Below are 21955 nucleotides of genomic sequence, written 5' to 3' on the forward strand. Positions count from 1 at the left end.
CGCTGGGACAACGCCGCGCTAACGCGTGCCGGCTAATTTGCCTGATCATAAACACTTCACAGCACTGGCCGCAGGGTGCTCTGGATTGACAGAGAAACCATTGGAGGCGTACATTAACACGTTTTTCCTCGACCAAATTGAATGCGACGATGGCCACCCGTCGGCGTCGTCAACGTTCCGGCGCGAAGGAGCCAGTGTGGATCAGGCAATTGCCAAAGCGGACACCTTAATCGAAGCGATGGGCTGGATCCGTCAATTCCGAGGTAAGACGACCGTCATCAAGCTCGGCGGCAGCTTGCTGGACGATACCGAAGCGCTCCATCACATCCTGCTGGACGTGATCTTTATGGAAACCGTCGGGATGCGCCCCGTGATCGTGCACGGCGGCGGCAAGGCGATCAATCGCGCGCTGGCTGCCGAGGGAATCGAGCCGGTCTTTATTAAAGGACGCCGCGTGACCGATCCCGGCACGCTGCAGATCGTCCGCAAGGTGCTCGCTGGCGAAACCAACACGATGATCACGCAGGAAGTCGAGCGGATGGGAGGTCGGGCGATGAACCTGAGCTTCGATACGACCTGCGTTTTGCGAGGCAAAAAACTCGAACTCGAAGGCGAAGCCGACCTCGGCGCCGTCGGTTACGTCACCGATGTCGACCGCCACGTGATCGAGAGCCTCTCTTATACTAACCAGGTCCCCGTGATCCCTTCGATGTGCGAGGGCCCCGACGGCAATCCGCTGAACGTCAACGCCGACACCGCCGCGATGGCTGTCGCCCAGGCGTTGGGAGCCGAGAAGTTGATCTTCTTGAGCGACGTCAACGGCGTCCGAATGGACAAAGACGATCCCAGCACGACGATCCGCTCGCTGACAAGCGAGGAAGCAAAAGAACTGATCGCGTCGGGCGTGATCGACGCGGGAATGATCCCGAAAGTCGAAGCCTGTCTGGAGACGTTGGACCGCGGCGTGGGCAAGGTTCACATCGTCGATGGCAAACTGCGACACTCCCTGTTGCTGGAAATCTATACGACCAGCGGCATCGGGACTGAGATCGTCAAGCAACGGCTGCCGATTCAATAACGTTGCGAGATTTAGAACGTCGCAAGACAATTTGGCGAACCCGCCGCGTCCCCTTGTCCTCTTTATCGCTTTCCCCTATTTCCGAGCGTGGAGCATCGTCCTTTGAGTGATTACCTTTCGTCGTCCGACACCGTGGAATTGTTCGATCAATTTGTGATCCCCAACTACGTTCGCTACCCGGTGAATTTGGTCCGCGGCGAGGGTTCGAAGGTCTGGGACAGCGAAGGCAAAGAGTATTTGGACCTGTTCCCGGGCTGGGGCTGCAATCTTTTGGGACACTGCCCGCCGCGGATCGTCGAAGCGGTCCAAAAGCAGGTCGCCGAATTGATCCACGTCCCCAACACCTGGTACATGCAACAGCAGGGCCAGTGGGCTCAACTGTTGAGCGAGCGGAGCTTTGGCGGCCAAGCGTTTTTCTGCAACAGCGGTGCCGAAGCGAATGAAGCGGCGATCAAGCTGGCGCGGCTGCACACGCCCGCCGAACGCTACAAGATCATCACCTTCACCGGCGGTTTCCACGGCCGAACCCTTGGCGCCCTGACCGCTACCGCGCAACCAAAGTATCACGAGGGCTTGGGCCCGTTGGTCGCCGGGTTCACCTATTGTCCCTTTGGCGATCTGGCAGCGGTTCGCGAAGCGGTCAGCGATCAAACCTGTGCGATCATGCTCGAACCGATTCAAGGCGAAGGGGGCGTTCAAATTCCGCCCGACGGTTTCCTGCAAGGACTGCGAGAACTGGCCGACGAGCACGGCCTGGTACTAATTTTTGATGAAGTTCAAACCGGATGCGGCCGGACCGGCGAGTGGTTTGGATATAAGTATTTTGGTGTCGAACCCGATATCATGACGCTCGCCAAATCGCTCTGTGGCGGCATTGCCGGCGGAGCGATGATGGCCCGTCCCGAGATCGCTGCCAGCCTGAAACCAGGCACGCATGCGTCGACTTTTGGCGGCAATCCGATCGCGGCAGCCGCGGGAATTGCAGCGATCGAAACGATCGAAGCCGAGGGGCTGTTGGATCATGCAAAGCAATTGAGTCAATTGATCGAAGACAAGGCCAACGCGTTGGTCGATCAGTTTGAATTCGTACGCCAAGTGCGTGTCGCCGGGTTGATGATCGGTATCGAACTGGATATCGAAGGCGCACCGATCGTCGCTCAATGCATGAAACAAGGTCTGTTGATCAATTGCACCCAAGGTAACATCTTGCGTTTGCTGCCCGCAATGAATCTAGAACTCTCCGATGCGGAGCGTGGTCTGGACATCATCGCCGAAGCATTGCAAGCGGTTGGTCGCGAATCGATCGAAGCCTAATTATCCGTCCGATTATCTGATTTTAAGGATCCGAAGATGCGTCACCTACGCACGCTATTTGATCTCTCGCCCGCCGAAGTCAAACAAATCCTGGCGACCGCGCTGACACTGAAAACGCGACTGGCCGAAGGCGACCGAACGCCGATCTTGCCAGGCCGAGTGCTTGGTCTGCTTTTCGAAAAACCGAGCCTGCGGACTCGCGTCAGCTTTGAAGCCGGAATGGCGCAGCTGGGCGGATCGAGTCTGTTTCTCGGTTCGGATGTCGGATGGAAGACCCGGGAATCGGCAAGCGATTTCACCCGCGTGATCGGTCAGTATCTGGACGTCGTCGTCTGCCGAGCTAAAGGCCACGACCGCGTCGAAGAACTGGCGCAGTTCAACGCGTTGCCGGTCGTCAACGGCCTGACCGACCTGTCGCATCCCTGCCAAGCCTTGGCCGACATGCTGACGATCCTCGAGACGTTTGGCACATGTTCGGGCAAACACATAGTCTTTGTCGGCGACGGCAACAACGTCGCCCGCAGCTTGGCCCTGATCTGCGCGATGCTGGACGCTCGCTTCACCTTGGCCTGCCCCGCCGGATATGAGATCGATGCCCCGTGGATCGAGCGGATTCGCAGCGAATATCCCGACGCGCAAATCGAGCAGGTTCGCGACCCGATGCCGGCGGTAGCCGATGCCGACGCGATCTACACCGACGTCTGGACCAGCATGGGACAGGAGGACGAACGTGCCGAACGCGTCAAGATCTTCCAAGACTATCAAGTCAACGAAGCCCTGCAGGCGGCCGCTCCCAAGGAGTGCCAAATCCTCCACTGCCTGCCAGCGGTTCGCGGCGAAGAGATCACCGAAGGCGTGATCGAAAGCCCGCAGAGTGCGATCGTTCAGCAAGCCGGCAACCGCATGCACGCTCAAAAGGCGCTGTTGGTGTGGCTGATCGAACCGAACTGGATCGCGGAAAACGTCAAGTAATCGCGCGGCCATAAAAGAATCGCGGCCATTCAACGGCCGCTTTCCTGTCGCGTGTTTCTTATCGAGAGCTCCTCTCGATCGCCGTCGCTTGCAGAATCATTTCCGCAGCGACGGCGCGGCGTCAGCTTCTCTATAGACCTGGGACCGCCGAGCGCTGCCAAAACTCGCGGTACTGCTGACTGCGAGTCTGCGTCGCGGCGTTCCGCTTGCGGGCCGCTTCGGCTTCGCCCGCCTGAGTGATCGGCGGCGGATAGGCACTCATCGCCCGAAACGGCAGCGGACCCGTCGTCTGACCAGCCAGCGTGTGCAGGTCGGCATCTTTATCCCACCCGACGCAGTGCAGAACAAAGTCCCGCTTCCAGCCCACCGGGATCGGTTCGGCGGGGACGGGAAAACGGAGCTGCATCTCGTCGCCTGCCGCCATCACGACCATGTCGTCATCCCAGGCGGCCAGCTTCGCCAAAACGTCGCCATACTGCGTAAGATTCCCGCTCAGCGGAGGCCACTTCGGCGCGGTCGACGCGTTTTCATAATCGTAGCGATGCGGTTGAGTCGATTGCCGCGGCAGCTGAGCCGAATAGCCATGGAAGCCGAGCGATGCCGATTGCAGTTCCAATGCGTATTGCCGGGTCTCAACGTCGGGCGGATCGACGGCAACCACCGCTTGGTCCCAATAGATTTGAGCCGAGGTGCGAATCCGAACCCGACGATCCTCGGGATTCAATTTGCCGGTGATGTCGACGACGATCGTCTTCGTCTTCCCGCCCGGGAATCCGATGTAAGGGATCGCTTTCTGCCAGCCACCTTCGCCGTCGGGGACTTCCAAAACGGGATAGATGACGCTCGCCAAATCGGGATTCTGGGCAATCTGAATATTGAGTGTCGTATCGGTCGGGAAGATCCATCCCGTCAGCACCAAAGACAATCGCTTGGCGGCTGGGTCGATGTCGGCCAGATCCAATTCGATCCAGTGCGGAACGCACAATCCTTGGACGTACTGTTCCCGGAATCCTTGGACGTAATCCTCGTCGGCGTGCCGCAATTGTTGCGTGACATCGTCGCCGGATGAATCGACGGCCGATCGAACCGGTTGGATGCAAGCCTTATCCAACGCGTGGATCTTGTGCTCGGCGATGCTCGGCGGGCCAACCTTCTCGTTTGTAAAGATCTCGACGTCGGCGGGATGATCGATCGCTGTCAGCTGCAGATGATCGAAGTAGGCAAGTTCCCAAAGCTCCTCGGTGATCCGCAGCTCATAAAATCCATCTTTCGGCTGAACGAAGCGACCATCGACTTTCAAGTATTCCCAAGGACGATCGGGGACAACTTTTCCGGGCGCAACCTGCAGCCCCAGCGGCGCCGCCCAAAGGCAATCGGTGACGAAGGCGAACTTCTCTCCATCCCAGCTGTAAAGATAGGGACATGATCCCTTGAGCGTTTGCTGTTCGTAAAGGATCTGATTCGCCGCGGGCTGGACGACGCTTTGAGTGACGCCGTTGGGAAGGATCGCTCGCAGCGTGATCGCTTCGGATTCGGTCCCCATCCCGAAATGAGTGATCGGATCGGTGATGACTTGAGCGCGGTAGTAGGGGCCGTAGCGGAGCTCCAGAACCGATCCGATCGCGTAATGATTCACGCGGCCGCTGGCGTTGTCATCGATCCCCTTAAAACTGGCTCGCAGATAATTGCCCGTTCCCTGCGTCGTGTTGCTCGCGATCCAAACACCATCGTCGCTGGCGATCGCCAGATCGATTCGTCCATCGCCATCCCAGTCGCCTGGGCTGACGTCGCGAATCGCCGCGTCGGCTTCGATCGCAAATTCGCCCAGCGAACTGGCGGCGCCATCGAAGCCGAGGCTATCGATCGCCAAGCCCGCTTCGTTCCACGAGACGAGATCCAACCAAGCGTCGTTGTTAAACTCGCTGGTGACAAATTGCGGCCCAGCCAACGGCGAATTCGCCTGACCGACCTTTTTCCAAACCCCGATATCGCTCGTTTCGCTGAAGACGACCTGCAGCCCGTCCCCCTGTGCGATGATCGGATCCCACGAGACATTGCCGTCGATGTCGCCGACGCCGATCTTTGTCGCCACGCCGCCGTCGCCGGTGTGCCAATCTTTCGGTTGCCAGCGGAATTGCAAATGCAGCAAATTCTCGAGCACTCCGACCGTTCCGTCGCGCAAAACGGTTAGCAGATCGAGATCGAGATCGCGGTCGAAATCGACAAACGCAAAATCGATCGCCGGATTGTCCGACGGCGGCAATTGGCTGTGCGCGGAGACGGGAAAAAAAGTCATGTTCCCGCGATTGATCCAGATCTGCACGCCCTCGGTCTCGGTCCCCAGAACGAGATCGATATCGCCATCGGCATCGATATCGCAGGCGATCGAAGCGGTTACGCCGGTGATCGATTCCAAATTTGTCGGTTTTTCCGGAGTCCGCAATCGCTGCTGCGGATCGCTCGCCTCGGGGTTCGCTTGCAGCACCGTCACTCCCGCAGGCCCGGAGACGACAAAGCTGCGAAACGTATCGTGTTGATTGGCGCGCCTGGCGTCGCTGATATCCGTCGTCTGAACGCGCGACTTTCGCAACCGGTTGCGATCGCTCGAATCGACGAGAAACAAATCGGCGACGACAAAACGTTGGCTGTCCGCAGGAACCGTCGCGGTGGCGATCCTTTGCCAACGATCGTCCTCCCTTTGCAGGATGCTCAAACCGTCTTCGTCGAGGACCGCCAATTCCGAAGTTCCGTCGAGATCGAAGTCGACCCAAGCGACCTGTTTCGCCGCGGACCCTGTGGTTTCGGCGACGCTTTGAATGTCGAAGCTGATTGGAATCGGCGGCGTTGTTTCTCGATGCGACGCAGCCCACTGATCTCCCAATCGTCGCGACAGATCAAACGAAAGGAAATCGAGTTCGTGAGGCGTCGCCAGTCGCAGGTCGGTGCGATAGGCAGCCGTCCCTTTGTGCAGGTTGATCCAATAGTTTGTGTACAGTCCGGCCTGCTGCCAATCGTCATCGGCGATCGCCTGGATCACACGATCGGCAACGGCCAACGGCTCCATTCCCAGCGAGGCGGCGATCGTGGAGGTCTCCGGCACCAGCGGTTCGGCGAGTTCCTTCGATCGCTGCAACAATCGCGTTGCCGCGGGATCGCGTTGCTTGACCGCGACGTTAATCGCCTGCATCACGGCAAACAGATTGCGGGGATTCGCTTCGCTCGCCTCGATCAGCGTCGGCAGAACGCTTTGCGAAAGTTCGTCGTCGGTCGATTCGTCCAACGCGGTCGTTAGCGGGCCAACGAGCGCCAACCAATCGGGATGCTCGGCGAGTGTTTCGGTCAAAAACCGAACGTTTTCCGCAGCCAGTTGCGTCGCCTGTGACGGAGCAACTCGAGAGGCCTCGACTTGCATCAGGCGTGACTTGAGCCAAGCGGCGGCGGCGTTTTCGCCAGCCAGAGCGGCGAAGCTGTCGATATTCTGCTGCGCCGCGGCGACCGCGGCAGGAAACTGCTGACGTGCCGATTCGACAACCTCGGGATCGACACTTACGTTGTCGATCGTCGCGGCCAGTTGCCGCAAGCGGGAGACCGCATTGACGGCAAGGTTCTGCTGCAGACTGGGATCGTCGGGGAAAAGCGGCTGGATCGCCAGCAGCGTTGCTTGCGCCTGATCGACCTCGAGGTTTTCGATCTGCCCGACAGCGGTCCGCAACTGGGTCAACGTCTGCTGGACATCGACCTTTGGTCGCGTGAAGAACCAGATCCCAACGGCGGCGACGATAAAGATCGCTAGCGCCGCCATCAGCGGCTTGGAGACGGCGCCGCTTTTGGAATTCCCCTTCGCCGAGGTTCGATATCGACGCGTCATGGTTCGACTTCTTATTCGTCCGAAACCGTAACTTTGTCCATCTTGTCGCCTTGAGCGATCGAATCGACAACGTCTTGGCCTTCGATCACTTTACCGAACACGCTGTGCTTGCCGTCCAAGTGAGGGCAGGCGACGTGGGTGATGAAGAACTGCGAACCGTTGGTGTTAGGTCCAGCGTTGGCCATCGACAGAACGCCGGGACCATCGTGACGAAGTTCGGGAACAAATTCGTCTTCGAAGTTGTAACCAGGTCCGCCGGTTCCGGTCCCTTGAGGGCAACCACCTTGGATCATGAAGTCGGGGATCACGCGGTGGAAACTAAGACCATCATAAAAGCCTTTGCCCACCAAAGTCTCGAAGTTCTCGACGGTCTTTGGTGTCTGTTCGGGGAACAGTTCGATACGAATGGTACCTTTAGTTGTTTCAAATGTTGCAGTTTTCAACGAAACGCTCCGGCTGGGAGTTGAACGGGCAGAGGAGTTTCTGCCAGTGTGGATTACAAGTTGGTTTAGGCGTCAGCTTAAAGGGTGTCGGCGGGCCCGGCAACCTGTCCCCCGAAGCAAACGCCACTCGGCCAACGCATTCATTCGTCGAACGTTTCGAGGTCCAATTGCTTCATTTTGCGGTACAGGTTGCTGCGATGTAGGCCCAGCATCGCAGCGGCTTCGGTCATGTTTCGCCCGGCGCGTTGGATCGCCGATTGGATGTGCTGGATCTGGAACTGCCGAGTCGCCTCGTTCAGCGACTTGTTGGCCAACCGCTGGGCGTCGGATTGTTCGTTAGGACTCTGCGAGAAGCTGAGGTCCGACGGCTGGATTACGTCGGATGTGCAAAGATAACTGACGCGTTCGATAAGATTCCGCAGCTCGCGGATGTTGCCCGGCCAGAGATGGGATCGCAGAGCGCGGGCGGCGGCGGGGGAAAGCGTCGGAACGCGATGCCCCTGTTTATGAGCAAAGTCTTCCAAAAAATGTTGAGCCAGCAGCAGGATGTCGTCGCCGCGTTCGCGCAGCGGCGGCAGTTTTAAGGTGACAACGTTCAAGCGGAAGAAGAGGTCTTCGCGAAACCGTTTTTGACGGACAAGTTCGGCCAGCGGTTGGTTGGTCGCAGCCAAGACGCGGACATCGGTCGTGATCGGCGTAAAGCCCCCGACGCGAACAATCACCTTTTCCTCGAGCGCCCGCAGCAGTTTCGCCTGTCCGCCGAGGCTCATGTCGCCGATTTCGTCCAAGAACAACGTGCCGCCATTGGCGATCTCAAACTTCCCGGCGCGGGCTTCGTGCGCGTCGGTGAACGCTCCCTTCTCGTGTCCAAACAATTCGCTTTCCAACAGCGTTTCGACGATCGCCGCGCAGTTGACAGCGATAAACGGCTCGTGGCGTCGGGCTCCCGACAGATGAATCGAACGCGCGAGGACCTCTTTGCCGGTTCCGTTTTCCCCGAGGATCAAGACCGACAGATCGGTTTTTGCCACGCGATCGCTCGTCTTTCGCAGTGTCACGATCGACGGACTCTCCCCGATCACTTGAACGTTTTCGGCGACCGCAAGAGCCAACTTGTCGCAGTTCTGAGCCAGATGCTCCCGCTCTTGAGAGTTTTCGATCGCCGCGGCCGCATGCACCGCCAACTCGTTGAGCACGCGTTCGTCGTGTTCGGTGAAACGCCCGTCGCGTTTGTTGATGACTTCGAAGACTCCCATCCGTTTGCCGTTGCGGTTGTTCAACGGTACCGCAACCAGCGACGTCGTCTGGAACTGCAACTGAGCGTCCGGCTTGCGATTGACTTCCGATTCGCTGTCCGACGCATCCCAGCGTTTGGCGACGCCCGAACCGAGCACCGCGCCGACGATTCCGGCCGAATCGTCGACTTCCAATTGGCCTCCTTCGACGCCCATCGCCGGGCGGCCGACCAACAGCGACCGACGGCGGTCCCACAAGAAGATGCTGGCTCGTTGAGCGTCCAACAACTGCGTCGCGGCTTCGGCCATCGATTCGAGCAGTTCCGTCCAATCGCGTTGCTGTTGCCACGTAGCGGCAATCTCCAACATCGTCGTCAGGCGTTGGATCTCCGCACCGCGAGCCGCTTGGTCGCTGGCGATTTGCAGCAGCATCGCCGACAGTTCCGCCAACCCGATCATCATCGGTCGCAGCGCGTCGACTTGATCGACCGCCGAACGGGGCAACTGGACGACAAGCACGCTGGGGGCCCGATCCTTCGACACGATCGCAGCGGCGACCCAACCGCTGTCGTGACCTATGAATTGGGCTTCGAGCGCCGTTGAGATCACGACTTCGGGGACCGCGTCGATGCGGAAATCGGAGGCGGCGGCAAAGGCGGGTTCCAGCCCCCAGTCCATGCCGCGTTGGCGAACGATCGCGATCGCGCCGGGCCGAAAATCGGCCAAGACGCCGCTGATCGCTGGGTAAAATGTCGTCCCCAGCGGTTCGCCGGCGGCAACTTGGCGGAGTAATTCACAGCTGAGCTCGCGAACAACGGAGGGCCAATGTGACGAAAAATAGTCGGTTTTACTTGGCATTTCGCGAGGACTTGATTGCGTGAGACGAACCGCCCAGCCAGCTTGGGCGACGACAGAGTCATTAACGCGACTGGCCTGATAGACGTTTTAGGCACTCGATTGTTATCTTAACGATTGATTTTATCGAGGTAGCATCCAGCGATGTCGGGACCAATGCCCCGCCCTGGATTGGAATTGCATTTCGCATTGCTTAAAGAAAGGACAGTACGTCGCGATGGATTTTACTGGAAAGAAGGGCTTGGTATTGGGCGTTGCAAACGACCATTCGATCGCTTGGGCTATCGCTCAAGAATTGCTCGAGGGGGGCGCCGAAGTCGGCTTTACCCACCTGCCCGATCGTCCCGATGACGAGCGACGCAAGAACCGCACCCGCGTCAGCAAGCTGACCGACAAATATCCTAACGCCAAGTTCCTGGAACCGTTGGACGTTTCCAACGACGAACAGATCGCTGGCATCATGGCCAAGGCGAAAGAGGAATTCGGAACTATCGATTTCCTGCTGCACTCGATCGCGTTTGCCGATCGCGCCGATCTAGGCCGCGAAACGATCGAAACCAGCCGCGATGGGTTCAAGCTGGCGATGGACATCAGCGTCTACAGCTTGATCGCTGTCTGCAACGCAGCTCGATCGATCCTCGCCGACGGTGCATCGGTCGCCACGATGACCTACTTCGGCGGCGAAAAGTGCGTCCCCGGTTACAACGTGATGGGAATCTGCAAAGCCGCTCTCGAAGCGAGCATGCGATACCTGGCTTACGATCTGGGACAACAAGGCGTCCGCATCAACGCGCTGAGCGCTGGCCCGGTCCGAACTTTGGCTGGCAAAGCGGCTGGCGTCGACGATATGCTGGCGTTGTACGAACACATGGCGCCATTGGGACGCAACATCACGCACGGCGAAGTCGGCAAGACGGGAGCGTTTTTGCTGAGCCCCGCCAGCCAAGGCATCACCGGCGAGATCTTGCACATCGATGGTGGATACCACGCGATGGGCAGCCCCGGCCGCTTGCTGGACAAGATCAAGCAACAGCAGAGCTAAGCTCGCTCGGCTACAATTGAAGCCGAATTGTTGTTTGCCGATGAAACGCCGCATACGGGACTGCCTTGGAAATGAATCGCTTGACGTTTTGTCGCCGTTTTATTCCCCAACGGTTTTCCCTCTGCGTGCTGCTGGCCCTGGCACTGGCCAGCGGCGGTCAAGCTGACGATGCAAAGATCGACTTTCCCCACGATGTCGCTCCAATTTTGAAGCGGCATTGTGTCACCTGTCACGGCGGTCGGGAACGGGAAGGCGATTTTTCGATCAACACCCGCGGCGACCTGATCGAATCGCAGATCATCGATCTCGATGCTCCCGACGCTTCACACCTTCTCGAATTGATAACCTCCGACGATCCCGACGCGCAGATGCCGCCGTCGGATCGGGCTCGGTTGTCGGCCGCCGAAGTGGAGATTCTGCGGCGTTGGATCGCCCAAGGATTACCGTGGGATGCGGAGCTGACGTTTGCGATCAACAGCTACCAGCCGCCGTTGAAACCTCGCACGCCGCCGCTCCCCGCGGCTATCGATGGCCGAAATCACCCGATCGATCGGATCCTGGACGCTTATCTTGTCGATAACGATTTGCCGCGTCCGATGGCGATCGACGATGCAACTTTCGCTCGCCGAGTGCATCTGGATCTGACAGGTCTGCTGCCGACGCCGCAGCGGTTGCAGGAATTCCTAGCCGACCAAGATCCCGACAAACGAGAGCGTTTGATCGATGAACTGCTGGCCGATCGGTTCGCTTACGCCGAACATTGGCTTACCTTTTTTAACGACCTGCTGCGCAACGACTACAGCGGCACGGGCTTCATCACCGGCGGTCGCAAACAGGTGAGCGGTTGGCTGTACGATTCGCTGCTAGCGAACAAACCGTTCGACCAGATGGCGCGAGAATTGATAGCGCCGCCGACGGCGGAGAGCCGCGGGTTCATCGACGGCATCAAGTGGCGAGGCGAAGTGAGCGCCGGGCAGACGCTGGAAATCCAATTCGCCCAGAGCCTGTCGCAATCGTTTCTTGGGATCAACATGAAGTGCGCTTCGTGCCACGACAGCTTCATCGATCGATGGACGTTGCGCGATGCGTACGGGCTGGCGGCGATCTACGCTTCGCGGCCGCTGGAACTGCATCGCTGCGACAAGCCGACGGGGCAGATGGCCGAAGCCGCCTGGATGTTTCCAGAGCTCGGCCCGATCGATCCCGCCGCGCCGCGAGACGATCGACTGAAGCAACTTGCCGACCTGATGACCGATCGCGAAAACGGCCGCTTCGCCCGCACGATCGTCAACCGCTTGTGGTACCGAATGATGGGGCGAGGAATCGTGCATCCGTTGGACGCGATGCAGAACGAGCCCTGGAACATCGACTTGTTAGACTATCTGGCCAGTGATTTCATCGCCAACGGTTTTGATCTGAAACAGACGCTGAAGCGGATCGCCACCAGCGAGGCCTATCAATCGCAAACCGAAACGGTTGCCCAGCCCGAATCGTCGGAGACCTACGTCTATCGTGGCCCGCGAGCCCGGCGGATGACGGCGGAGCAGTTCCTCGATGCAATCTGGCAACTGACCGGCAGCGGACCGGAAAAGTTCGACGCGCCAGTGGTGCGGAGCAATCTCAGCGACGAAGCGTTGGAATCGATCGCCATGGACGGGGATTGGATCTGGGGCGCGTCGGAGGTCCAGCCTCCCGCGGCAGGGGCCGAGGTGGCGCTGCGAAAAACGATCACTCTGGCCGACGATGTCGCCTCTGGCGGCGCGATGATCACCTGCGACAACGCATTCCGGCTGTTCATCAACGGACGCCGCGTCGCCGCCGGAGACAACTGGACGCGTCCGCAGACGGTTCCGTTGGTGAAGCATCTGACCAAGGGTGAGAACACGCTGTTGGTGATCGCAAAAAATGCAGGTTCGTCTCCTAACCCGGCCGGGCTCTATTTCCAGGCCCAAATAACGCTCGACGATGGCGCGGTGAAGCGGCTGAAATCGGACGACTCTTGGCAATTCAGCAACACGTTGCCCAAAGAAACCAAGGGGCAACTTACCGATCTGCCAACCGAATGGCAGCCGGCGGAGGTCGTTCCCGCCGTGGCCGCTTGGAAAAGCCTGATCCAGGCGGAGGGCCGCACGCTGTTGGCCCGCGTCGCTTTGGGAGATGGCAATCTGCCGCCGGTTCGGGCTTCGCTGATGAAAAACACAGCGCTGATGAAATCGCTAGGACGGCCGATGCGAGAACAGATCGTATCGATGCGTCCGGATCGATTAACGACGCTCGAAGCGATCGATCTGGCCAACGACGCCGCGTTGGCGAACAGCTTTGCCGCCGGAGCGCGTCGCATATTGCAGCAGCCGCCACAGCCGACCGACGCGTTGGTCCGGTCGCTGTTCCTGGCCGCGCTGTCGCGTCAGCCGACCGAGGTCGAGGCGAGGTTGTTCGCTGAAGCGATCGGCCAACAACCAAACGAAGCGAGCCTTCAAGACGCTTTGTGGGCGATCTGCATGTTGCCCGAATTCCTGTTGGTACGGTAAGCGAATCGCTGTTTGGTTCGAGCCAATTTTCTAGTGGGCCAAGTTTTAAGACGTTAGGTTTTTGTGAGTCATCGAATCGATTGGGTCCGTCGCGCCGTTTGTGTCAGCCTGGTGCTGTTGGTTGCCGCGACGTGGCGGCTGTGGTTTTCTCCCGAACCGTTTCCACAGATCCCCTTGTTGCGGCTTGCTGTCGATCTGCCACCCACGATCGATCCGATCGCTGCGGCGGTGATGTTAATCGCCGCAGCAGCGGCGGCAGCCGTGCGATCGATTCGCTTGCAAACGATTGCTCTGTCGACAGCCGCGTTTTCGCTGGTGCTGCTGTTTGTCGGCGACCAACATCGCTTGCAGCCCTGGGCCTACCAGATCTTTTGGATGTTGATTGCGATCGCTTGCTGCCGCGCCGCGGTTGCGCTGCGAATGATTCGGATCCTGGTGGTGAGCATCTACCTGTTTTCCGGGATCAGCAAGCTCGACTATCAATTTGTCTATACGATTGGGCGAGATTTCCTGGGCGGCTTGGTCGGCATGACGGGGCAATCGATCGAGGGCTGGCCAGAGACGCTGTTGGTCGCAGCGACCTTGAGTTTTCCGATCGGCGAGATCGCGATCGCGGTTGCGCTCGTCTTCGCTCGCACCCGCGGGGCGGCTGTTTTGGCGGCGATCGCAATGCATCTGATCCTGTTTGTGCTATTGGGACCGCTGGGACTAAACCATCAACCGGGCGTGCTGATCTGGAACCTCGTCTCGGCGACGATGGTCGGGTTGCTGTTTTGGAAGGTTAGCGGTGGTGCGGGCGTTGATGCGACGCAAGCGGATAAGGAATCAGAGGTGCCGCGGGCGGAATCGCAAAGCCATTTGTCGCGGCCTCACTTGCAGCCGTTGGCGGTTGTGATGCTGGCGGCGGTTAGCGCGGCGCCGCTGTTGGAGCCGTTTGGTTTCTACGATCACTGGTTGGCTTGGGGCTTGTATGCGCCGCACAATAGCCGCGTGCGGTTGCTGATCGACGAGCGGTCGATCGAACGCTTGCCCGCTTCGTTGCAGCGGCATGCCGTGCCGATCGCCGCCGGTTCCTCGACGCGTCAGGTGAATCTGGATCGCTGGTCGATCGATTGCCTGTCGGTCCCGATCTATCCGCAGTCGAGATTCCAGGCCGGCGTCGCCTTGGCGGTGCTGCAGCAGAGCCAGTTGGCAAGCGGCTTTCGACTGGAGCTTCAATCGGCATCCAACCGCCGCGACGGGCAAAGAACCATCCAAGAGATCGGCAACCAGGACCAACTGAAGCTGCACTTGAACCGGTACACCTTCAATGCGTTGCCCCGTCGGTAGATTCAGGCAAGAGAGCCTTAGATCGGGCTGAGACACTCCGCCGTCCCACTGGCCTCCATCGCCGTAGCAATCGGCGAGAGGCCCACACAGTCCGCTAGCGAACTGTGGATTCGAAGCATCCCCGGTTTTGGGATCACATGATCATTAGCAGTTGCGTTGCACGGTGACGGGTGTGCGTCCCGCATCGTTGAGACTGCTGATCGGCAGCTGGCTGGTCCGTTGCCCATCGGTACCGTAGAAGTAGATCGCCCTGGTTTTCATGTCGCAGACGGCGGTCAATTTGACGCTACGAGGACCATGCAAGCAAAAGTAGAGGCCACACGGCGTGCCACCTTTTGCAATCACACGCTGGGTGATCGGGAACGCCCCAGGTTCCAGTTGGCCGAGTTCGCTGAGCGTATTCTGGACGAGCGTTCGGAGACGGGAAATGTCGATCTGAGCTATGGGATTCGCAATCATCGTCGCGTTGTCACTCCATTGATGCCGGCATAGGTAGGATGTTTCATTTGCCCCGGTCTCGTCGCAGCGGATTCATTCCGCTCAACCCGTCGGGCAAAGTGTCTATCGTCCCACGATGCGGGCGAACTTCGCTTCTCAAATCCCGGAATCGGGCGAGAACGATTTCCTCGCCCCGATCCTTCGGGATGTGAGGGTTGCGCAAAGTAGAAAAAATAGACTGAGCTTCTCGCCGCCACCAGTCGGGTCGGAAACGGGGCTTTTGCTATCAGATCGCCTTTCCCAAAGTAAAACTTTAACGGTTTTGCTGCATGTAGGGATACCAGCGGTCGATAGTCATTGCGTAAGGTTCGCGTTGTTGCAGGCTGACTTTTTTACTTTTGGCGGGAGCCCTTCGCTGTGATTATTTGGCTGTATCGTCAGATCCAAGGTGTTCGCAAAGCACTTGCGGGACGTGACAAACCGGAGGAACTCGCTTGGGCGATGGCCTTGGGCGTGCTGTTAGGTGTTGTCCCTAAGGGTAATCTTGCCGCGCTGATGCTCGTCTTTGTCGTGCTGATCCTGCGGGTCAACCACGCCATGGCAGCGGTCACCGCCGTGGCCGTCAGCTTTGCTGCTGTCCTGTTCGATCCGTTCACGCACCAATTGGGGCAATGGGTCTTGGAACAGCCTGCGTTGCAAGGCTTCTACGCCTGGAGCTGGCAGCAACCGCTGATCCCATGGACTGATTTAAACAACACCGTCGTGATGGGCAGCCTGTTGTTTGGATTGATGACGTTGTTCCCAACCTACAGCTTGACGCTGCCGTTGTTCCGCGCGATCGCCAAGGAAAAACCAGGCACAGCGGAAGATGCCGACGTGCGACAGACGACTTCCGTATCGGATGTCGAAACCAACGTGGCCCCCGAACCGGTCGCGGCGACATCCGCGCCGCAGCGTTCGCCGCAACCGCAGGTCGATGTGATTCGAGTTCATCGTGAACACCAAACAGCTGCCAAACCGATCGCTTCCAGCGGTCCCAAGGCAACGTGTGGCGGAACTCCCCAGGTCAAGAAGCAGGAGAAGGCAGCATGATTCGCTGGCGATTTGTATTAACCCGAGTTCTCATTGTTGTCCTCGTGATCGTCTTGATCCGTCTAGCGCTCGGCCCAGCCGTCCGTTACGCGGCGCAGCAAACGTTGCAGAAAGCGACGGGCGGACGCGTCGACATCGCACAAACGCATATCGATCTGTGGCCACCACGGATCTATTTCGAAGAGGTCCATATCGCCGATCCGTCCAAAGAGATGGAAGACGCGGTTCAAGCCGAACTGATCGAGTTCCGGTTGCAGCCTTCGGCGCTCGTCCGACGCCAATGGGTTGTCGAAAAGGCGAGAATCACCGGGTTGAAGGTGAACGAAGCGCGGACCACCGATGGGCGACTGGCGACTCGTGAAACTCCCGCAACCAATGGCGAGAGCTTTTCCGGCAAGCTGGCAGGCCTGCTGCAAGACTACGCGAAGGACCACGCCACCGCATTCGCTCGCGATCTGGAAACCGTGAAGACTTCCGAAGACATTCGCATTCGCTGGAAGAATGAATACGAATCGCTGACCGCGCGAGCGAAACAGCTCGAAGGGGCGATCCGCGAAGTGCGCGACGGGATCCAAGGGATCGACAACCCATTGCGCGACCTGCCACAACTGCAACGTGCACTCCAACAAGCTGAAGCCATCCGACAGGACCTGCTGGTCGTCCGCAAGGCGATCGACGACTTGCCGCTGGCCGTGCAAGCCGATTTGGCGCGGATGGAACAGGCGCGTCAAGCCGACGTCGACCGCGTCGCCGAATACATCCCGCTGGCCGATGGGCAAGAAGCTGATTTCAGCCCCGAGATGTTTCGCCAGGTTGTTACAACACAACTGGATCGCGTTCGCTCGTTCCTCGACGGCAGCCGTTCGGTCGCCGACTGGACAGTCGTCAGCCCCGAGTCAGAGCGAACCCGCGGCAAGGACTTCAACTTTGTGCTCGGTAAACTGCCGCCATCTTGGCTGGTCCAACTGGCGGAAGTATCTGGCGAGATCCAAGTCGACGGCGTGAAATACGATCTACAAGGCGTGATGGAAAACATCACAACTCAGCCGCTGCTGGCCAACGGACCGCTGGTTGGGCGATTGAAGCTGGACGGACCTCAGATCGTTCGTGTCGACTTCCAACGTCACACCGAAGAGCAACGCTCGTGGGATGACGTGACGTTGCACTGGCCCCAATTGCCGATCAACACGTTGGCGGTTGGCGATTCGAAGGAAACCTCGATTCGTTTGCAGCCAGGTGGCGTGGAGCTGTGGGTTCAGATGCTGGTCGACGGAGATCATGTCGAAGGCAAGCTAATCTCGCAGATGCGGAACACCCACGTTTCCGCGGAGATTCCGTCGAACAAATACAACGCAGCGTTGGTATCGTCGCTGTCCGACTCGCTTCAAGACGTTCGGGAAGTGAACGTAGAGGCCCGCTTTGGTGGTCGTTGGGACACGATGAAGATCAACGTCGCCAGCAACCTTTCGGGGCTCTTCTCCAACGCGGTAAAGAACGGTCTGGCAGCACAGACCGCCGCCACGAAAACCCAGTTGATGGGATTGGCCGACAACGCCTACCGCGACCAAGTTGGGGAACTGCAGGTCTGGCTGACGCAGCAACAGACGCAGGTTCGCAAGACCCTGACCGAAGTCGACGGAAGCGTCGAAGAGATCAGCCAAAAGCTAGTCAAACAACTCGGCGCACCCGACCTCTACCTCGGCCGACTGCAACGCGGCCTAGAAGTCCCAATGCCGAAGTTCTAGCGTCCACGTGATTAGTTGGACTGCTGCACTGCAGCAGCGATTTCACGGTGCTGCGATGCCAATTTAGATTGTCCAATGGCATCGTAGCATAACGCCAATGAGGCATGCAGCCGTTTTTCCTGGGGGAACTTTGGCAGTGCGTATTCCAATTCATCCAACGCCTCCTCCCAACGTTCCAACCCTGCCAGCAGCTGCCCGCGCGTTTCACGAAAGGCGTGCGAATCGGGGAATTCCTGGAGCAATTCATCGATCAATTCCAACCCTCTTTGAAGGTCGCCATCTTCTTTGAGTAACTCGTAATAGGCGAGGTTGTTGGCTGCGATGCTTAAGCTCTTATCAAGCTTGTAGGCGCGTTTCATATGGAAAACGGCATCGTCGACTAAGTTTAGCTGCCACCGACGCGAGCCCAGTACAAAATGGACAATCGCATTGTGGCGGCCACTAGTGAGCGATTGCTCCAGCATCTTTTCGATCCTTCCGCTGGGGTCGACGATACCAACATCCGCCAACTCCTTGATCACATCCGTACTCTCAGGATCTGCGGCAAGTGCTTTCTGAAGATAGGACAGCAGTTCATCCAAACTAACTCGCTCGCTTTTTCGTTGGCGAAATCGAGCAAGATAGGCTTTGGCAAGCGTCTTGTTCCAATCCCCATCCGGATCAACATCGGCTCCTTGCAGAAGTATTTGTTCGGCATTGTCGAAGACATTGAGCCAAATTTGCACCTCAACGTATCGATAGCGTGCATCGCGATCCAACGGATGACTGGCAACCTGCTGCTTCAGGAAATCGCTCGCCAGTTCGGCTGCCTTGTTCGTTTCAGGCAGCAATTTGTGCTTCTGGCAAGCTTTGAATAGATCATAGTAGTACGCTGGGTTTTGAAGTGAAGCGTCTCTTAACGATTCCAATGCTCGTTCGGTCGAACCGGTTCCCCAAAAGCAAGTTGCCAGCAGATAGTTAACCTCGCTGTCCTTGTAGAGGGTCTTTTTCGCATTGGAAAGATGAGAGATTGCCGTTGTGATCGTTTCGAGGTCGGCCTCAGGATTGACCATCAATTGTTTGGCTTGCCAAACATGCGCGGGGCCAAATCCTTGTTTCTCCGGCGATGCAATCCCCGACATGATCCGCAAACCACGCTCCTGATCGCCCGCTGCGACGAGAGACAGCCCGAGATGGAAGCGGTCTTCAAGGCGAGGGTTGATGCGAATCAATCGGTCAAAACAGACGACCGCCAAGTCGTGCTGCTGTGCATCGTAGGCGCGCGTTGCGGCGTGACGATAGATATCCTCCAGCTTCGCTTCACGCGACCATACGTACAATAAAAAGGGGGTGAGCACCAAACATCCCAACACGGCCGGAAGCCCCATCAGAAGATCGGAAAAATAGCGTTCACCGCGTTCAAAATCACCGTCGTACATCATTGCGAGTCTGTTCCTACACTATCACCTAGAGGAGCCACATGCTGCCGGAACCGGTGGAACAAATCCGCCAGATCACCGCGTTCGACATCGGTCAGCGGCTCAGGTGACTGACAGAAGACTTGGATCTGAAAGCTAAGGCTATCGCTTTTTGCAACGGTTGCATCGCCGCCGCCAAAGAGAGATTTAACGAGCCGAAGCAGGTCATTCAATCGCCCCGCATGCCGTTGCATTTTTTTCACTTCAGGGGCAAGAAACCCGCGGAATTCGTTGTCGAACAGACCGGTTGTGACAAGCCCGTACTGCTCTGGTTCCTTTGCGACATCAAATGCCATGAAATCACCACCGCGGTCGAAGCCCGCATCGCGATACGTTGAAAATTTGATGTTGGTGTCTTCCCACCCTTGGCCTCGATAGCAATCGGTCAGGTAATGCCAACCATTGGTATAAGGGCCATCGATGGACGCCTGCGCTCGAAGCGCTCCCTTGGACATAATCCAAAGCTGCGAGACTTCGCCATTCACATTTCCACTTTCTCTCACGACATGCTGGTACTCGACATTACGCCAACCGCCAAGCGTCGGGGGAACAAGATCTCCGCAGGGCTGCGCGAGGAGTTCGATATCCGCACGGGACGCAGATGCCATCGATCCACCTAACGCAATCGACGTGTACTGTACGAGTGCAAGCGTTCCAAACAACCCAAGCACGACGCGCCGCTCGCGCGCTCCCAAGAAACTGGAGATCGGACGTCGTTTTCGCTTCCGCTTCGGCTTGGTATCGCCAGCCTTTGCCTCATGTTCCTTATGCCAGTAAGGAGGAATCGACGCCGGCCACAGGAAGCATAAAAAACGCTCGGTGCTGAAAATTGCCAATAGAGTCAATGCAAAGAAAATCACTCCCAACATCTGATGATAGACGCCCACATCCACCGGCAGTGCAAACTCCTCCTTCAAGACGACAACGGCAACAATTCGCGAGATATTGGCGACCAAGACCCAGAAGAAAGCAGCGACCAGAACCAACAGGGACCTCACGACGCCAGCCTTGTTCAAGATCAGATACAGACCTGTACAGAACAATGCTGAAAACAGCGATTGGACCCCACTGCAAGCCTCTTCGACCTGATACGACTGGGAGGGCAAGCGGAGCACAACACCATCCACCATGTGTCGATAGCCGAACAAATCCAAGATACCACTGGACAGATGGGTGGCAATTCCCTGCAGAAAAACGATCAGCTCGCGGTCGTAGCTGAGCGGAATGGGGATCACCAACCACAACAATAACCAGGCCGGCAAAGCCTTCTTCGCGACCTGCCCCCCACCAAGAGAATAGATCAGTGCCGCCAGCAAAAACATACTCGACACCCCGGCAAGCCAGGGAGAAACCAGCAGGGTGGCAACCAATAGGCTCAGGAACGCAATCGCGATCAAAGAGCGACGCAGCCACTTAGAAGTTGGCTTATAGCTTGGATCGGAAAATGCCGCAACGATCAAAGCAAGGCCCGCCGCGATCCCCAGCGGAAAGAAGCTGTAGTGGTCGCGATACCAAAGCCACCTCGCCAATCGAAGCGATAGTGGAATATAAGCCGCAGCCAAAACTAACAGCAGCCCCAGACCAAAACGGTCGATCGAGAGCCAATTGGGAAGGAAGCTATAAAACGAACGCACTCCCCGAGAAGGGAGTGCGTGTGGAGTTTCTGTTGTCACGTAGATGACTCGGAAATGCTTTTGAAATCGACTGTCACTTACCAGGCTACGCTAAGCCTTTGGTGCAGCTTTCGATTTTCGTCGGCGAAGGTATCCAAGTCCAAAAGCGGATGCACCAAAACTGGAAAGTAGCAAGCTGACAGGTTCGGGATTAACGATTGTGCTGGATTGCACGCTACCAATCTGACCTGCCGTCAAGCTAACCGTAAAGGTGTTGGCGACGCGAAGCCGAGTACCAAAATCTCCAAGTCCTCCAACCGTCTCTTGTGTAGCAGCAAATGGCGACAACACCGATGGCGGAGCAAGCACAAGAGAATGGTTGTACGTGCTGCCACTACTGAAATCGAAAGGATTCAGTGGACCTGGATCGGGGAACGACGTCGAGAAATAGCCGGAACTATCGGTTAAAGTCCCGTCTCCCGTTGTGGAGATAGAATGCCGAAAGAAATCGATCGGGGCTCCCGCAACGGTGAACAGTTCGGATGTCGAAACTCGAATCGGTGTTGCTGGAACGTTGCCGCCGGTGAAGTCGTAATCTGCCTGAACATTCAATTGTCCCGATCCGGCATCGGCACCAAGGGTGTTTGCGTTGACAACAAAGCTTGCGCCACTTTGCCATCCAGCCAATGAAGTGAGATCGACTGTGATTGCACCAACATTTACGTTAGTGTCGTCGGCACTTCCATCAACAATGGTCGTGTTGAGGCCATTACCTTGAAATTGCAGGGTTAAAACGGCTTCCGCCTGCTGTTGCGACAAGACGCAAACCAGCGCTGCGATGATTATCGAAAGTCTCATCGAGTTGTACCTCTCGTGGGGAGTATTCAGTTTTCGTAAATCGTAACACAAGGCATTTCCGTTGCAACTGGCATCTCGGTTATTT

The 21955-nt window shown here is 57.7% G+C and carries 15 protein-coding genes; 8 read left to right on the forward strand and 7 right to left on the reverse strand.

Features of this window, described 5'->3' with window-relative positions; genetic code table 11:
• Positions 1-196: 196 nt before the first annotated feature.
• The 3 genes from argB to argF all read left to right on the forward strand — a co-directional run bounded on the left by argB (position 197) and on the right by argF (position 3364).
• A complete protein-coding gene (gene argB / locus EC9_RS14560; protein ID WP_145346365.1) occupies positions 197-1078 on the forward strand; it encodes an acetylglutamate kinase in 882 nt (293 codons plus the stop codon).
• Between the two features lie 102 nt (positions 1079-1180).
• Positions 1181-2392: an aspartate aminotransferase family protein gene (locus EC9_RS14565; protein ID WP_145346367.1), complete on the forward strand. Its 1212-nt coding sequence runs from the start codon at positions 1181-1183 to the stop codon at positions 2390-2392.
• A 36-nt stretch (positions 2393-2428) separates the two neighbouring features.
• Entirely contained in the window at positions 2429-3364 is a 936-nt protein-coding gene (argF, locus tag EC9_RS14570) for an ornithine carbamoyltransferase (RefSeq protein ID WP_145346369.1), read from the forward strand.
• A 130-nt stretch (positions 3365-3494) separates the two neighbouring features.
• Here the strand turns inward: argF and EC9_RS14575 are convergent, their stop codons facing one another.
• The 3 genes from EC9_RS14575 to EC9_RS14585 all read right to left on the reverse strand — a co-directional run bounded on the left by EC9_RS14575 (position 3495) and on the right by EC9_RS14585 (position 9768).
• Positions 3495-7232, reverse strand: coding sequence for a CRTAC1 family protein (locus EC9_RS14575; protein ID WP_145346370.1), 3738 nt, complete (start codon positions 7230-7232; stop codon positions 3495-3497).
• 11 nt (positions 7233-7243) lie between these two features.
• Entirely contained in the window at positions 7244-7675 is a 432-nt protein-coding gene (locus EC9_RS14580) for a peptidylprolyl isomerase (protein WP_145346373.1), read from the reverse strand.
• A 140-nt stretch (positions 7676-7815) separates the two neighbouring features.
• Positions 7816-9768: a sigma-54-dependent Fis family transcriptional regulator gene (locus tag EC9_RS14585; RefSeq protein WP_145346375.1), complete on the reverse strand. Its 1953-nt coding sequence runs from the start codon at positions 9766-9768 to the stop codon at positions 7816-7818.
• A gap of 214 nt (positions 9769-9982) precedes the next feature.
• Between EC9_RS14585 and EC9_RS14590 the strand changes: the two genes are divergently transcribed.
• The 3 genes from EC9_RS14590 (at position 9983) to EC9_RS14600 (ending at position 14667) form a co-directional block, all read left to right on the forward strand.
• Positions 9983-10807, forward strand: a complete 825-nt coding sequence (locus EC9_RS14590; protein ID WP_145346376.1) for an enoyl-ACP reductase FabI — start codon at positions 9983-9985, stop codon at positions 10805-10807.
• A 71-nt stretch (positions 10808-10878) separates the two neighbouring features.
• A complete protein-coding gene (locus EC9_RS14595) occupies positions 10879-13338 on the forward strand; it encodes a DUF1549 domain-containing protein (protein WP_145346378.1) in 2460 nt (819 codons plus the stop codon).
• Positions 13339-13401: 63 nt separating this feature from the next.
• The gene (locus EC9_RS14600; RefSeq protein ID WP_145346380.1) at positions 13402-14667 is read left to right on the forward strand and encodes a hypothetical protein; all 1266 of its coding nucleotides are present in this window, start codon (positions 13402-13404) and stop codon (positions 14665-14667) included.
• 144 nt (positions 14668-14811) lie between these two features.
• On the opposite strand, the gene EC9_RS14605 is transcribed toward EC9_RS14600, so the two are convergent.
• Positions 14812-15126, reverse strand: coding sequence for a hypothetical protein (locus EC9_RS14605; RefSeq protein ID WP_145346382.1), 315 nt, complete (start codon positions 15124-15126; stop codon positions 14812-14814).
• Positions 15127-15522: 396 nt separating this feature from the next.
• Here EC9_RS14605 and EC9_RS14610 point away from each other — a divergent pair, with 396 nt between their 5' ends.
• Positions 15523-16197 (forward strand): TIGR03546 family protein, encoded by a 675-nt coding sequence (locus tag EC9_RS14610; protein ID WP_145346384.1) that lies wholly within the window; start codon positions 15523-15525, stop codon positions 16195-16197.
• A complete protein-coding gene (locus EC9_RS14615; protein WP_145346386.1) occupies positions 16194-17942 on the forward strand; it encodes a TIGR03545 family protein in 1749 nt (582 codons plus the stop codon). Before EC9_RS14610 ends, EC9_RS14615 begins: the two co-directional genes overlap by 4 nt.
• Before the next feature lie 11 nt (positions 17943-17953).
• Here the strand turns inward: EC9_RS14615 and EC9_RS14620 are convergent, their stop codons facing one another.
• Genes EC9_RS14620 through EC9_RS14630 form a run of 3 tightly spaced genes read right to left on the reverse strand, consistent with a single transcriptional unit; the run spans position 17954 to position 21870 of the window.
• Positions 17954-19363 (reverse strand): tetratricopeptide repeat protein, encoded by a 1410-nt coding sequence (locus EC9_RS14620; RefSeq protein WP_145346388.1) that lies wholly within the window; start codon positions 19361-19363, stop codon positions 17954-17956.
• On the reverse strand, positions 19360-21072 hold the full coding sequence (gene xrtU, locus EC9_RS14625) for an exosortase U (protein ID WP_145346390.1): 1713 nt from the start codon (positions 21070-21072) through the stop codon (positions 19360-19362). Before xrtU ends, EC9_RS14620 begins: the two co-directional genes overlap by 4 nt.
• 51 nt (positions 21073-21123) lie before the next feature.
• A complete protein-coding gene (locus EC9_RS14630) occupies positions 21124-21870 on the reverse strand; it encodes a hypothetical protein (RefSeq protein WP_145346393.1) in 747 nt (248 codons plus the stop codon).
• Positions 21871-21955: the final 85 nt, after the last annotated feature.

Origin of the sequence: Rosistilla ulvae (genome assembly GCF_007741475.1) — a bacterium.
Classification (GTDB): Bacteria; Planctomycetota; Planctomycetia; order Pirellulales; family Pirellulaceae; genus Rosistilla; species Rosistilla ulvae.

What these genes read in the sequence shown, in the direction of transcription:
- EC9_RS14620 (WP_145346388.1), bottom strand. Translation starts at nt 19,363, where the DNA reads ATGATGTACGACGGTGATTTTGAACGCGGTGAACGCTATTTTTCCGAT.
- argF (WP_145346369.1), top strand. Translation starts at nt 2,429, where the DNA reads ATGCGTCACCTACGCACGCTATTTGATCTCTCGCCCGCCGAAGTCAAA.
- EC9_RS14605 (WP_145346382.1), bottom strand. Translation starts at nt 15,126, where the DNA reads ATGATTGCGAATCCCATAGCTCAGATCGACATTTCCCGTCTCCGAACG.
- EC9_RS14585 (WP_145346375.1), bottom strand. Translation starts at nt 9,768, where the DNA reads ATGCCAAGTAAAACCGACTATTTTTCGTCACATTGGCCCTCCGTTGTT.
- EC9_RS14615 (WP_145346386.1), top strand. Translation starts at nt 16,194, where the DNA reads ATGATTCGCTGGCGATTTGTATTAACCCGAGTTCTCATTGTTGTCCTC.
- EC9_RS14595 (WP_145346378.1), top strand. Translation starts at nt 10,879, where the DNA reads ATGAATCGCTTGACGTTTTGTCGCCGTTTTATTCCCCAACGGTTTTCC.
- EC9_RS14590 (WP_145346376.1), top strand. Translation starts at nt 9,983, where the DNA reads ATGGATTTTACTGGAAAGAAGGGCTTGGTATTGGGCGTTGCAAACGAC.
- EC9_RS14575 (WP_145346370.1), bottom strand. Translation starts at nt 7,232, where the DNA reads ATGACGCGTCGATATCGAACCTCGGCGAAGGGGAATTCCAAAAGCGGC.
- EC9_RS14630 (WP_145346393.1), bottom strand. Translation starts at nt 21,870, where the DNA reads ATGAGACTTTCGATAATCATCGCAGCGCTGGTTTGCGTCTTGTCGCAA.